The 14582-nt window shown below is 56.2% G+C and carries 13 protein-coding genes; all 13 read left to right on the top strand.

The genetic code is table 11. The features are described 5' to 3' along the window. The first annotated feature begins 135 nt into the window (after positions 1–135). The 13 genes from GOW56_RS08800 (at position 136) to GOW56_RS08740 (ending at position 14566) form a co-directional block, all read left to right on the top strand. Positions 136–372 carry a hypothetical protein gene (locus GOW56_RS08800; protein WP_171170690.1) on the top strand — a complete coding sequence of 79 codons (237 nt, stop codon included), beginning with the start codon at positions 136–138 and terminating at the stop codon, positions 370–372. A gap of 291 nt (positions 373–663) precedes the next feature. Further along, on the top strand, positions 664–1542 hold the full coding sequence (gene cpaB / locus GOW56_RS08795; RefSeq protein WP_171117516.1) for a Flp pilus assembly protein CpaB: 879 nt from the start codon (positions 664–666) through the stop codon (positions 1540–1542). Positions 1543–1737: 195 nt separating this feature from the next. Then, positions 1738–3144, top strand: a complete 1407-nt coding sequence (locus tag GOW56_RS08790; RefSeq protein ID WP_152457248.1) for a type II and III secretion system protein family protein — start codon at positions 1738–1740, stop codon at positions 3142–3144. A gap of 17 nt (positions 3145–3161) precedes the next feature. Beyond that, complete coding sequence (locus GOW56_RS08785) at positions 3162–3791, top strand: OmpA family protein (protein WP_152457247.1); 630 nt, start codon at positions 3162–3164, stop codon at positions 3789–3791. A gap of 199 nt (positions 3792–3990) precedes the next feature. Continuing rightward, on the top strand, positions 3991–5226 hold the full coding sequence (locus GOW56_RS08780) for an AAA family ATPase (RefSeq protein ID WP_152457246.1): 1236 nt from the start codon (positions 3991–3993) through the stop codon (positions 5224–5226). Positions 5227–5251: 25 nt separating this feature from the next. Next, on the top strand, positions 5252–6694 hold the full coding sequence (locus GOW56_RS08775) for a CpaF family protein (protein WP_171170842.1): 1443 nt from the start codon (positions 5252–5254) through the stop codon (positions 6692–6694). 11 nt (positions 6695–6705) lie between these two features. Continuing rightward, complete coding sequence (locus GOW56_RS08770) at positions 6706–7674, top strand: type II secretion system F family protein (protein ID WP_152457244.1); 969 nt, start codon at positions 6706–6708, stop codon at positions 7672–7674. A gap of 10 nt (positions 7675–7684) precedes the next feature. Further along, entirely contained in the window at positions 7685–8659 is a 975-nt protein-coding gene (locus tag GOW56_RS08765; RefSeq protein ID WP_171117514.1) for a type II secretion system F family protein, read from the top strand. A 57-nt stretch (positions 8660–8716) separates the two neighbouring features. Beyond that, on the top strand, positions 8717–9259 hold the full coding sequence (locus tag GOW56_RS08760; protein WP_371419729.1) for a tetratricopeptide repeat protein: 543 nt from the start codon (positions 8717–8719) through the stop codon (positions 9257–9259). A gap of 30 nt (positions 9260–9289) precedes the next feature. Then, positions 9290–10141 (top strand): lipopolysaccharide assembly protein LapB, encoded by an 852-nt coding sequence (locus tag GOW56_RS08755; RefSeq protein WP_171205638.1) that lies wholly within the window; start codon positions 9290–9292, stop codon positions 10139–10141. A gap of 3 nt (positions 10142–10144) precedes the next feature. Further along, entirely contained in the window at positions 10145–10690 is a 546-nt protein-coding gene (locus GOW56_RS08750; RefSeq protein ID WP_171205637.1) for a prepilin peptidase, read from the top strand. A 116-nt stretch (positions 10691–10806) separates the two neighbouring features. Then, positions 10807–12114, top strand: a complete 1308-nt coding sequence (locus GOW56_RS08745; RefSeq protein WP_152457240.1) for an ATPase — start codon at positions 10807–10809, stop codon at positions 12112–12114. A 40-nt stretch (positions 12115–12154) separates the two neighbouring features. Next, a complete protein-coding gene (locus GOW56_RS08740; protein ID WP_171205636.1) occupies positions 12155–14566 on the top strand; it encodes a ligase-associated DNA damage response DEXH box helicase in 2412 nt (803 codons plus the stop codon). Positions 14567–14582: the final 16 nt, after the last annotated feature.

The raw sequence follows: 14582 nt of genomic DNA, 5'->3' as shown, positions 1-14582 counted from the left end.
CTAACGCGCGAAACCTGGTAGGAGCTCAAAATTTCCCTACGAAATCAATATTTAGCCCAACTTTCGCCATCCATGCGAACCAGTTTTAGGCCAACCTGTTGTTAGCACTGACGCGACGTATTTGGAGATAAGCACATGTTAAGGTTCCTTAATCAGTTCAAATCTGACGAAGCAGGAGCGGTGACAGTTGACTGGGTGGTGTTGACCGCAGTGGTCATAGGATTGTCGGGCGCGACCTACCTTGTAATAAGCTCAAGCGTCGACAGCATGGGCGGCAATATCAACGGGGCCATGAACAGCGCCGTCGTCAGCACCGGCTCGAATACTGCACCTTCTGGTATTATCACGGCGGGAACTGCCGGCGGCGGCTAAGTTGCAGCTGGTGCGCGCTCTGGCTGGTTTCCAAAAACGTCTTGCTTAACCCTTTCGAAGCAAAGCGCTGCGCCCGTTGGGTGCAGCGTTGTTTTGTTACGCTCGGTCCGCTGGCAATCATGGGAAAGGTAACAATAACCATGCGGAATTGTGCGGAAGAAGGCGCAGAAATCTGACAATCAGGCATTTTTGTCCCACATTTCGACACAATTTGCGGTTAGCAAATAGGCTGTTTCAATGTGGTTCCTTGGCCGCTAAGTATTCGACCAAACAAAAGAATGAGGTACACGCATGCGAGCAGTTTTCGGACTTGTCCTGATTGTCGGCGTTGCACTGGCCGGGGGCGCCGTATACATGGCGCGAAACTATATCGCGGCTTACCAAAGTGAACTGGCACGCCAAAGGCTTGCTGCGGAAGAGGCTCTGGCCAATGCCAAAGTCGATGTTGTTCCGACAGTCACTGTATTGGTATCGAACCGCGCCCTTAAATACGGCGAGCGGTTGACGGAGGAAGATATCCGCGCAGTTGACTGGCCGGAAAACGCGATTCCGGAAGGTACATTCACAGAGCTCACAGCCCTGTTCCCCGAAAGCGGCGCAAATGAACGTTTCGTTTTGAGGGCAATGGAAAAAGACGAAGCGATCATGGAGGTCAAGATCACTCGTCCAGGCGAAAAGGCCGGCCTGACGTCACGTCTGGAAAAAGGTATGCGTGCCTTTGCGATCAGCGTTGACGTAGCTTCTGGCGTTTCAGGATTCCTGCGGCCCGGCGACAGTGTCGACATCTATTGGACCGGTTCCAGTGGAACCATCGAAGGGAACAGCGGCGGAATTACCCGCCTGATCGAAACCAACGTGCAGCTCATTGCCGTCGATCAGACCGCTGGTTCAGACGTCACCAACACAACCATTGCACGTACAGTCACGGTCGCAGCCACACCTGAACAGGTCGCGGCTTTGGCACAGGCTCAGAACACGGGGCGTCTTTCCTTGGCTCTGGTTGGGGTACAGGATGAGTCCGTTGCCTCTACGATTGAAGTGGATCAGCGCAAGCTGTTGGGAATTCAAGAAACCGCGCCGGAACCAGAAGCAAAAGCCGAAAGGGTATGCACAACACGTATTCGCCGCGGTGGCGAAATTGTAAATGTGCCTATCCCCTGCACAAATTGACGCCAATTCAGAACGTTACAGGTTCAGAGCCGCGCCCTTGGTGCGGCTCATTTTTTTGCGGATGTTGCCAATTCCCCACATAAGGAAACTTACGGAAACCATTGATTATTGCAATAAATTCGGATTTCGCGCAGTCTCTCCTCCCATAGGGCATAAGACCCAAAAAAACGAGGCGTGATCGGAGAGGCAGGTCACATGACAATACGTACCTGGATCAGCGCAACCCTGCTGGGGTTGTCGCTTGTTATGGGCCCCATTGGCGACACCGCCTGGGCTGAAACTTTGCGCGTGGTGAAAAAAGGGACTGTGGAAACACTGGACGTCCCGATGAACCGCGCAATTGTCGTAGAAAGCGAACAACCTTTCGCAGAGCTCAGCATTGCCAACGCAGGCATTGCAGACATCTCTTCTTTGTCGGAGCGCACGATCTATGTTCTGGGCAAGGCGCCCGGCCTGACTACGCTGACACTGTTTGACGGCGCGGGCAATCTTTTGGCCAATGTCCGCGTCCGGGTCGCACCGGATGTTACAGAATTCAAGGAACGTCTGCGTCAAATCCTGCCCAACGAACCCATCGAGGTTCGCACAGCCAATGATGGCATTGTTTTGTCCGGTACGATCTCCAGCTCGGCCAAACTGGCGCGCGCGCTGGAACTGGCTGAACGGTATGCCCCCGAGCGCGTCTCGAACCTGATGTCGGTCGGTGGTGTGCAGCAGGTCATGCTGAAGGTCCGCTTTGCAGAGATGAACCGCTCGGTCGCCAAAAGCCTGACAGCGTCGCTTGGCTTCGGTGGAAGCGACGTTACCGGAGGCTTTAACACGCTCAACAACCAGTTCGCACTGAACAACGCTTTGGCGAACAACATTCCGGCAGTTCAGGCCAATACCGGTGCCATCCTGTTTGGGTTTGGCGCGGGTTCGACGCAGGTTCGCCTGTTGCTGGAAGCGCTGGAAACCAAGGGGCTGGCCCGCAGCCTGGCCGAGCCGAATCTGTCCGCGCTGTCCGGCCAGGAGGCATCGTTCCTAGCCGGTGGCGAAGTTCCCATCCCGGTACCGCAGGATGACGGCGTTGTGGCCATCGAATACAAAGCCTTCGGCGTTGAAATGGACTTCATCCCACGCGTCGTGGATGGCGATCTGATCAACCTTGAGATGGGCACGGCTGTTTCGAGTATCGACAACAGCTCGGATTTTACCATCAACGGGGATTCGGTTCCTAGCTTCATCACCCGCAGGGCCAAAACAACGATTGAACTTCGCGATGGTGAAAGCTTTGCCATTGCAGGCCTGATCCAGGACGATTTCGCGGATCTGAGCAACCAGATCCCATGGTTGGGGGATGTGCCGGTTCTGGGCGCGTTGTTCCGCAGCGCCAACTACCAGCGCGAGCAAAGTGAACTCGTCGTTATCATCACCGCGCATCTGGTTTCACCGACTCGGGGCGAAACTCTTGCGCTTCCAACCGATCGGGTCAAACCGCCCAGCGAATTTGACTTGTTCTTGAACGGCCAGGTGGCGCGCACACAGCGCACGGGCGCCGGCGGAGCGTCAGAAGTTGCCAAGCAGAACTTCGGCAGCTCCTACGGCTACGTCCTAGATTGATCAGGAGGATAGGACCAATGCATAAGTGGATCATCACACTGGGTCTTTCGGTCGCTGTCGCCGCATGCACCCGCGAGGCCGGGTACGAGATCGATACAGGCACTTTCGGGAACGCGACGCTCAACAACGTCCAGGTACAAAGCGGCGAATTAACCTACGCGCAGATTCTCAGCCGCCGGTTTGCCGCGGATGTACCCAGCCAGGTAAACTTTGCGTTCAACAGCTCGCAACTCGATGCTTCGGCTCAGCGCATTCTTTTGCAACAGGCTGACTGGATCAAGCAGTTCCCCGAGGCCCGGTTCCGCGTTTACGGACATACGGATGCTGTGGGGTCGGCCAGCTACAACAAAAGCCTTGGCCTTCGCCGCGCTCAAGCAGTCGTCGCGTTTTTGGGGCAGCAGGGTATCTCGCGCTCACGGCTTGAGGCGGTGGTATCGTTTGGCAAAACGCAACCGTTGATCGCAACGCAAAACAGGGATCGCAGGAATCGCAGAACGGTCACTGAAGTTTCGGGATTCGTTGATCGCAACCCGCAGCTTCTGGACGGCAAGTACGCTCAGATCATTTACCGCGAATATGTGGAAAGTGCGACCGCTGTAAGCCAGATTCAGGAAGTGAACGCCCAAGACGCTGGCAGCGGTGGATAATACGTTTGAAATGGGCGACATCGTCGCCCATTTCCCTACAATTGGTTCTTTTGCGCCCAATTCTCGCCCAACTTCAAAGCAACATTGTGAACAATAGGGTGACCTGCGGCCAAATTTGACCGTATTGGGGCGACAGCACATCAATCTGGCGGATTTCGTTCATATGACATGCTGAGCCCTCACGACGAGGATAGTGTTTATGACCAGCGCGACGCCGCAAGACGACAATACTGCAATCTTGGCCTGCACCATCAGTCGGGATGTTCAGAATTTCGACCTTCTGATCGAAGACATGGAAGCCATCTTGGGCGAACGCTGGGGAGACCTGGGATTTGCAGAAGCGTTGGCCTTTTTCAGCCAACCCGAAGCTGAAACGCTGGAATTCGTAGCACTGGCGATCGACGGAGAAGACGAAGACAACCTTTCTCTGCTAGGTGAGATAATCACTCAAGCCAATGAAAAAAAAGTAAAAGTTGTTCTGATCGCCGAGGATGTTACTCCGGCATCCCTGCACCAACTGTTGCGCAAGGGTGCTGACGAGTTCGTGCCCTATCCTCTTCCCGAAGGCGAATTGCAGGAAGCCATTGAGCGTATGAAGCAGCCCGACCCGGTTGCCGTTGCGCAAGCAGCCGCCGTTCCTTTGGCCGGCGGCGCGTCCAAAGAAGGCGCTTTGTTTGTCGTTCAGGGCCTGGCAGGTGGTGTCGGCGCAACGACACTGGCCGTTAACCTGGCCTGGGAACTGGCCTGTGCCTCTGACAAAGACGCGCCGACCGTGTGTCTGATCGATCTGGACCTGCAATACGGGACCGTTTCCACCTATCTGGATCTGCCGCGACGAGAGACCGTGTTTGAAATGCTGTCGGACACCGATGCGATGGACAGCGAAGTATTCTCGCAAGCCCTTCAAACATATGAAGAAAAGCTTCAGGTTTTAACCGCACCCTCCGATATGGTGCCACTGGACTTGATCACTCCGGAAGACATTCAGCGCGTGATCGACATGGCGCGCGCGCATTTCGACTATGTCATTGTCGACATGCCAAAAACGCTGGTCCTGTGGTCGGAAACAGTTTTGCAGGCCGCCCATGTGTATTTCGCCCTGATCGAGCTGGACATGCGGTCCGCCCAGAATGCCCTGCGCCTGAAGCGTGCGTTGCAGGCAGAGGAACTGCCATTCAACAAGCTGCGTTTCGCGTTGAACCGAGCGCCGAAATTTACCGATCTGAACGGGAAAAGCCGCGTGAAACGCATGGGGGAAAGTCTTGGAATCTCCATCGACCTGCTGCTGCCTGATGGTGGCAAACCGGTCATGCAAAGTGGGGATCATGGTCTGCCTCTGGCAAATGCGGCCGCCAAGAACCCGTTGCGCCGGGAAATCGCAAAGCTGGCGAAGTCGCTTCACAGCCTCGGCAGCAGTGCCGAAGAAGCTGCGTAACATCATCCCAAAGGGGGGATAAGCCGTGTTTTCAAGATACAAAAAGCAACCTGCAGCGCAGCCCGTCAAAACGCCGGCACAACCGGCTGAAACAACGGCGTCTTCTGCACAGGCGACACCTGTTGCGACCGCGGTGGCACGCAAACCCGTGAAAAAGATTGCAGGTGAGGTCGCAAGTTCAGACAAAGACCGAAAACGCAAGGAGCGGTTGGGTGAGATCAAGATCGAACTGCACCGCGAGCTGCTGGAGAACCTGAACCTGGCAGCGCTGGAAAACGCCGGCGAAGCCGAGTTGCGCACTGAAATCAGTGCTATCGCCAGCGAAGTTCTGGAAACAAGAAACATTGTTCTGAACCGCGAAGACCGGTCCCAACTGAACAAGGAACTGTATGACGAGGTAACGGGTCTCGGCCCGCTTGAGGCGCTGCTTCAGGACGATTCGGTCAACGATATTCTGGTGAATGGTCCACAACAGATTTTTGTGGAACGTGCCGGCAAGCTGGAACTCAGCGACATTACCTTCAAGGATGAAAAGCACCTGATGCGGATCATCGACAAGATCGTGTCCGCCGTGGGCCGCCGCGTCGATGAATCCAATCCGTATGTTGACGCCCGTCTGGCCGATGGATCGCGTTTCAATGCCATGGTGCCTCCGATCGCGGTGGACGGATCGCTTGTTTCCATTCGTAAATTCAAGAAAGACAAGCTGGGCATTGATGATCTGGTCAATTTCGGTGCGTTCACCGAAGAAATGGCCGCGTATTTGCAGGCCGCCGTGTCCACCCGACTGAATATCATCGTTTCCGGGGGTACGGGTTCGGGTAAAACAACCACGCTCAACGCCCTGTCCAGCTTCATCGACGATGCCGAGCGGATCCTGACCATCGAGGACACGGCGGAACTTCAGCTGCAACAGACGCATGTGGGTCGGATGGAAAGCCGCCCGCCCAACGTGGAAGGCAAAGGTGAAGTCAGCCCGCGCGACTGTCTGAAAAACGCCCTGCGTATGCGTCCTGACCGCATCATCGTGGGTGAGACACGCGGCGCCGAGGTCATCGACATGTTGCAGGCCATGAACACCGGTCACGACGGATCGATGACCACGATTCACGCCAACTCGGCCCGTGACGGCATTTCACGTCTGGAAAACATGATCGCGATGGCCGGGATCGAAATGCCGATCAAGGCGGTCCGCAGTCAGATCGCCTCGGCTGTGAACCTGATCGTGCAGGCCAGCCGCCTACAGGACGGTTCACGCCGGATGACCTCGATCACCGAGATCACCGGGATGGAAGGGGACGTGATTTCCATGCAGGAAATCTTTCGTTTTCAACGCGTTGGCCTGACACCAGACAACAAGATCATCGGGCATTTCACCGCCACTGGCGTCCGCAGCCACTATTCGGAACGGTTCCGTCTGTGGGGCTTTGACTTGCCAGCGTCCATCTACGACCCAACCACAATGTAGGAGAACCAGGTATGCAATTGCCTATGGAGGCGATCATTTATGTCGCCATCTTTGTGGGGGTTCTTGCCTTGGTCGAGGGCATCTATCTTGTCGCCTTCGGCAAGTCCATCAGCCTGAACAGCCGGGTCAACCGACGCCTGGATATGCTGGAAAAAGGTGCCGGACGCGAACAGGTGCTGGAGCAGCTGCGCAAAGAGATGCAGCAGCATATGAAATCGCAGAGCATTCCTCTGTACTCACTTCTTGCCGACAAGGCGCAAAAGGCTGCAATCGCGTTCTCTCCCCGTCAATTGATCATGATCATGGGTCTGGTATCAGCCATGGCCTTTGTGGGTTTGAGCATTGGCACCGCTACGGACACGGCACTTCGTATCGTTGTTTCCATCGCAATCGGCATCGGCGGCGTTTACGCCTGGGTCAACCACAAGGCCAAGAAACGCATGGGTATGATTGAAGAACAACTGCCCGATGCGGTTGAGCTGATGGTTCGATCTCTGCGTGTTGGCAATCCATTTGTGTCGACGATTCAGGTGGTTGCAAACGAAGTTCAGGATCCGCTGGGAACCGAATTTGGCGTTATCGCTGATGAATGTGCCTATGGTCGCGATGTGGGCGAGGCGCTGAAGGACATGGCTGAACGATTGGACATGCAGGATATGCGCTTTCTTGCCGTAGCCGTGGGTATTCAGCAGCAATCCGGCGGCAACCTTGCCGAAATTCTGGCCGGATTGGCAAAGGTGATCCGCGCTCGTTTTCGCCTGTTCCGTCGCGTCAAGGCGATTACGGCCGAGGCACAATGGTCCGGCAAGTTCCTGTCCGGGTTTCCCGTTGCCTGTCTGATTTTCATCTTGGTCAAAGATCCGGGCTATTACGACGAGGTGCTGGATCACCCATGGTTTATTCCCGCGTGTTTTGTTGTCGCCATCCTGCTGACATTGAACCTGATCGTCATGAAAATCATCACCAACATCAAGGTCTGAGGGCAGCACAATGGAATTCCTGACCAGCATCAATGACCTGTTAACCCAGCACCTGGGCGAATTCGGCCCCCTTATCATTGTCGGCGTACTTGGCCTGCTTATGGTTCTGGTCGCTGTCACACTGATGATGAAGCAGCCGGAAGACCCCCTGAAGAAACTGCAAAGATCGAATGCGGCTCCTCCAAAGCAGAAAAAAGGGAAGAAAGAGCAGCTTCGAAACTCAAGCCGAAACGAGCAGCTTGAGAAGTTCGCAACATTCCTTGAACCCAAGAACGAAGAAGAATACTCGGCCGTCGAGCTGAAGCTGCGCCAGGCGGGCTACAGGTCGAAGGATTCGGTTCGGTTCTTCCACTTTGCGCAGTTTTCCTTGGGTATCCTTGGTATTCTCATTGGTGTTCTGCTGGTCACGGTCTTTTCCGGCGGCCAGGAATTTACCGGAACACAGATGATGATCCGGGTGCTTGTCCCCGGCGCGATTGGCTATTTCGCACCAAAATACTGGATCACGCGCCGGGTTGAAGAACGGAAGGAAGCAATTACCGCTGGCTTTCCTGATACGCTCGATTTGATGCTGGTCTGTGTCGAGGCCGGTCAATCGCTTGATCAGGCCATCGTTCGCGTTGCCAGCGAAATGAGTGCGTCATATCCGGATATCGCGCAGGAATTCGAAACTGTCGCGCACGAAATGAAGGCTGGTAAGGACAAGGACACCGTCCTGCGTGATTTCGGCGTGCGATGTGGTGTGCAGGATGTGAACTCTTTTGTCACCGTTATGATCCAATCGGCGACATTTGGTACATCGATTGCCGAGGCGTTGCGGGTTTACGCCGGCGAGATGCGCGACAAACGCGTGATGCGCGCCGAGGAGGCCGCGAACAAGTTGCCGACCAAGATGACTCTTGTCACAATGATGCTGACGGTCCCGCCGCTGCTGATTATTCTGGTTGGCCCGTCGGCGAATGTTATTTCGAGTTTTGGACGCTAGGTCGGATAGAACCATATGAAAGCTGAATTCAGGTGCTTCCCTTCCGGGTTTCGCCGAATGCTCCGGGCCACCATGGTTTTTGCCATGGTGGCTTCTTGCACAGAAGGCCTGTCATCCAACGGATTGGATGCACCGGGAATTGACGCCAAGGGTCAAGCAGAGGACAACATCGAGGTCGGAAACAGATTGATGGCCGCCGGAGAATACGAACTGGCGCTTGAAACCTTTACCCGGGCCGCGCTTGAACAGGGTATGACGCCCCAGGTCCTGACTTCTCTGGGTACCGCAAATGTGGGGCTACGCCGCTTGGGACAGGCCGAAAAACTGCTGCGCAGAGCCGTCGAAGACGACACGGACTGGCCGGTTGCCTGGAACAATCTCGGCGTCCTGCTGATGGAAAAACAGGAATACCCCGAGGCCGCGCAAGTGTTTCAGCGGGCCTATGCACTAGACAATGGCGAAAGTGACGCAATCCGGGACAATCTGCGCTTAGCGCTCGCAAAAATGGAAAATCCTGTTAATAATACCCCACAAGAACAACAAGAATACACACTGGAGCAGCTTGGCGACGGGCAATTCACGCTACGCAAGATCCAGTAATTGAGGCGAGAGCAGTAAAGGACGCAAAAAATGCGCCAGCAATTCTTGATTCCGAGTGTTGTTATCAGTGGTCTGATCCTGTCGGCCTGCGCAAAGGAAACCGAAGAGGAAAAGGTTGAACGAACGTTTCAGGAAGTGAACGTTATTGACGAAACAAACCTGAATGATGTGCTTCTGAGCGCCGCAGATCCAAACGAAGCAGTGACCTATTTCCACGGTGCAGCGCTCAAGAACCCGGACCGGATCGATCTTCAGCGCGGACTGGCAATTTCTTTGGGCCGTGCCAAACGCACGACCGAGGCCGTGACCGCATGGAAGCGCGTCACAACGATGAAGGGCACGAACGCCGCGGACAAGGTTGAATACGCGGACGCCTTGGTCCGAAACGGCGACTGGTCGCAGGCCAAAACGGTTCTGGATTCGGTTCCCCCCACCTTTGAAACCTTCAAACGGTATCGACTCGAGGCAGTCGTTGCGGATTCCCGGAAAGAGTGGAAACGCGCGGATCATTTCTATGAAACCGCTGTCGGGCTGACGACACGTCCGGGCAGTGTGATGAACAACTGGGGCTATTCCAAATTGACTCGCGGCGAATATGCCGAAGCGGAGCGGTTGTTCTCGGAAGCGATCCGACAGGACAATTCGCTGTTTACCGCCAAGAACAACCTGGTTTTGGCCCGATCGGCGCAAGGCAACTACAGCCTGCCAGTCGTCCCGATGACTCAGGTCGAGCGGGCGCGTCTGCTCAACACGATGGGTATTTCGGCAGTCAAGCAGGGCGATATAACCACCGCCAAGAACCTGTTCCGCGAAGCCATTTCAACCCACCCGCAGCATTTCGACGAGGCGGTCCGCTCGCTTCGGGCGCTTGAAGGGGCCTGACACATGCAAATACCCGCAGTGGCAGCGGCCTGGTTTCTGCCGTTTGTGCTGCCGATCTGCTTTTACGTGGCCTTCACGGATATGCGTGAGATGCGGATCAAGAACCATGCAGTCCTTGCGCTGACGCTGGTTTACATCGTGATAGGTCTGATCGCCATTCCACCCTGGTCTACAGGCAGCCTCAGCGGCAATCTGGGGCCGATCACCGTGTCTATGCCGATCTATTTCTGGCAATTGCTGCATATCGTTGTGGTTTTGGTTATCGGTATCTTCCTGAATGCCGCGGGCACCATGGGCGCAGGCGATGCCAAATTTCTGGCCGCCGCTTCGGCGTTTGTCTGGCTGGGCGATCTGAGAATTATACTGATGATCCTGACCGCCTGCGTTCTGGCTGCCGTGGTCACACATCGTTTGGCCAAAATCACAAGGTTGCGCACGATCGCGCCGCATTGGGAAAGCTGGAGCCGGGGCAAGCAGTTTCCGATGGGTTTCGCCCTGGGCGGATCATTGGCCATGTACCTGATTTTGGGTACTGTTCTCGGATCGTAAACTATCATCAGCGCGCCTTGTCGCTGCCTTTGTCCCGCCACAAAGCTGGTTCATTTTTCTTCAAGACGCCCTTTTTCGGGTTCTTGGCGTGACAAATTGATGGACGAGCACCGCGCATGAATATGCAGAATTCCTCTGTTATGGCCCCCCCTGCCCCCAAGGGTTTGGGCGAAATGAAGCTTCCGCTTGTAATGATGCGGGACATCCTTCTGAAGACGGTTTTTCGCAAAAACGCGAGCACGGTATCTGAAGTGGCCGAAGCGATCTGTCTCCCGGGATCGGTAACTCAGGAACTGGTCGATATCGCGCGCGATCAGAAACTGCTTGAAGCGACCGGGACACTGAACGCCAACAGCGGCAATGAGATGGGGTATCAGCTGACCGATGCAGGCAAGGCCCGTGCGCTGGATGCGCTGAGCCAATCCGAATATTTCGGCGCGATGCCGGTGCCGCTGGATGTCTATCGCGAGCAGGTCAAACGCCAGTCGATCCGAAATATTCAAGTCACGCGAGAGCAACTGGTTGGCGCAATGGGTCATCTCGTTCTGCCCGACAGCCTGCTGGACCATCTGGGCCCGGCGGTTAGCGCGGGCCGGTCGATTCTGATGTACGGTCCTCCGGGCAACGGTAAATCCTCGATCTCGAACGGCATCCGGGATGCGTTGGGTGATAACGTCTATGTGCCCTATGCTATCGAATATGCAGGTCAGGTGATCACGGTCTATGACCCGATCGTGCACACGGCGATCGAACAGGAGCCGGACGACCCCAACAGCCTGCGTCGTCGCAAGCGGTTCGATTCTCGCTATGTGCAATGCGAACGCCCTACCGTCGTAACCGGTGGTGAGCTCTCGCTCAGTATGTTGGATCTGGTCTACAATCCGACCGCCCGAACCTATCAGGCCCCGTTGCAACTGAAATCCACCGGTGGCATTTTCATCGTAGATGACCTTGGCCGTCAGGCCGAACCGCCGCAGGCGCTGGTCAACCGTTGGATTGTCCCGCTTGAAGAAAACAAGGATATCCTCGGCCTGCAATCAGGTGAAAAGTTCGAAGTTCCGTTTGACACGCTGGTCATCTTCTCGACCAACTTCCACCCCAATGAGATCTTCGACCAAGCGGCCTTGCGCCGGATCTTCTTCAAGATCAAGATTGACGGCCCCAATCAGGAGAACTTCCTGAAGATCTTTGCCATGGTGGCCCGCAAACGCGGAATGCCTTTGGATGAGGCGGCATTGGTGCACCTGTTGAAGGTCAAGTACCCGACCATCAACAATATTTATGCCAACTACCAACCGATCTTCCTGATTGATCAGATGATCTCGATCTGCGAGTTCGAAGGCATCCCTTATCAGATGAGTCCGGACCTGATTGACCGTGCCTGGGCCAACATGTTCGTAAAAGACGAGAAAATCGTCAAATAACGCCGTGCCAATCCCTCCTCCGGGCGGGTAATCTGCAACCATGACGCAGATTCCCGCTCGGATTGGTACGTGGTTCTCCTCCAAAGACTGGTCCATCCACCCACATCAGAAAGAGATGTTCGACCGGGCGAAGGAACCGGCAACCCTGCTGATCGCCCCAACCGGTGGCGGCAAGACCATGGCCGGATTTCTGCCTTCCCTGTCCGAGCTGGCCGACGTTGGCCACAACGGTTTGCATACGCTCTATGTCTCGCCGCTCAAGGCGCTGGCGGCGGATATCAAACGTAACCTGCGCACCCCGGTGGATGAGATCGGCCTGCCCATCCGGATCGAAGATCGCACCGGTGACACCTCGGCCACGCAGAAAAAACGCCAAAGGGCCGATCCGCCCCATATCCTGCTGACCACACCGGAAAGCCTTGCACTGCTGACCTCGTACGAAGATGCGCCGCGCATGTTCGATGGGGTACAGCGGATCATCGTCGACGAAGTCCACGCGCTGGCGGAAAGCAAGCGCGGCGATCAGCTGATGCTGGCCCTGGCACGTCTTCAGCGCCTCAACCCGGGTCTGCGTCGTGTAGGCCTCTCAGCCACAGTCGAAGACCCCGCGGCAATTGCCGGCTTTCTGGCGCGCCACCCGGACCCCTGCCAGATCGTGCAGGCCGATCCCGGCCCGGACCCGGACATCCAGATGTTGGAAACAACGGAAATGCCGCCCTGGTCCGGCGGAGGCGCGGCCTATTCGATTCCGGCTGTGCTGGACCAGATCCGGCGGCACAAGACCACTCTGATTTTTCACAACACCCGCGCGCAGGCCGAGATCTACTTTCACAATCTATGGCTGGCGAATGACGACGGCCTGCCCATCGGCATCCATCATGGCAGCCTTGACCGACAGCAACGCGAGCGGGTCGAGGCCGCGATGGTGCGTGGCGAATTGCGTGCCATCGTCTGCACCGGCAGCCTCGATCTGGGCATTGATTGGGGCGATGTCGATTTGGTGATTCAGATCGGTGCGCCCAAGAACGTCAAGCGGCTGGTGCAAAGGATTGGTCGGGCCAACCACCGCTACAACGCGCCTTCCAAGGCGCTGCTGGTTCCTGCGAACCGTTTTGAGGTTGTCGAATGCGTCGCTGCGCTCGAGGCTGCCAAAGCCCATGAACTGGACGGAGAACCCCGAGGCCCCGGCCCCCGCGATGTGTTGTGCCAGCACATTCTGATTGCGGCCTGTGCCGGGCCCTTTGACGCTGATGATCTATATGCCGAGATGACATCCGCCGGACCTTACGCACAGTTGACCCGACCCGAGTTTGACGCCTGTCTGGATTTCTGTGCCACCGGCGGCTACGCCTTGCGCGCCTATGATCGATGGCAAAGGTTGCAGAAGCGTGCCGACGGGCAATGGCAATTGCGCGATCCTCGCGCAGCGTCGCGCATTCGCATGAATCTGGGCACGATTCAGGACACGGATACACTCAAAGTTCGCCTTAAACGCAGCCGTGGCGGTAAACCGTTGGGCGAAGTCGAGGAAGCCTTTGCTGCTTCGCTGACCTCCGGCGATACCTTCCTGATCGGCGGACAGATCGTACGGTATGAAGGTCTGCGCGAAATGGTGGTCGAAGTCAGCCGTCGCGCCGATCGCAAACCAAAGATCGCGACCTTCTCGGGCACGAAATTTGCGACCTCAACGCAACTCAGCGACCGCATTCTGCGCATGTTCGCCCAAACTGACTGGCCGCACCTGCCCTCCCATACGGCTGATTGGCTGGACTTGCAGCGTCAAATGTCCCGCCTGCCTCAACGGGATCGTCTGCTGATCGAAAGCTTTCCAAGCGACGGGCGAGAGCATCTGTGCGTATACGGATTCGCTGGCCGCAACGCGCAACAAACACTGGGGCTGCTGTTGACCAAGCGGATGGAGGATACCGGTTTGGCGCCGCTGGGGTTTGTCGCCACAGACTATGCCACGCTGATTTGGGGTTTGGATGCGGTCACTGACCCACGCCCTTTGTTTCAACCCGAAGCGCTGCGTGACGGGCTGGACACATGGCTGGCAGGCAACGCAGTCATGAAGCGTACCTTTCGCGCGTCGGCCACGATTGCCGGTCTGATCGAACGCAACATGGCCGGGCAACGGAAAACCGGGCGGCAAGCCACGTTTTCGTCAGATATTCTCTATGACACTTTGCTGAAATATGATCCCGATCATCTGTTGATGCAGATCACCCGCGAAGAAGCCATGCGCGGGTTGGTTGACTTCGGTCGGATCGAGGCAATGCTGGCGCGCATCGGCGACCGCATCGACCTGCTGCGTCTAGACCGCGTTTCCCCACTGGCCGCGCCGCTGTTTCTTGAGGTCGGAAAGGTGCCTGTCAAAGGGGCCGCCGAAGAAAGGCTGCTTGCAGAAGAAAGCGCGCGCCTGCTGGAAGCCGCCGGGCTGGACCAGCTTTGATTCCCTTGCGCAAGAT

The sequence above is a fragment of the Ruegeria sp. HKCCA0235A genome, assembly GCF_013033235.1.
Classification (GTDB): domain Bacteria; phylum Pseudomonadota; class Alphaproteobacteria; order Rhodobacterales; family Rhodobacteraceae; genus Ruegeria.
This window is presented reverse-complemented; position numbering and strand designations above follow the sequence as displayed.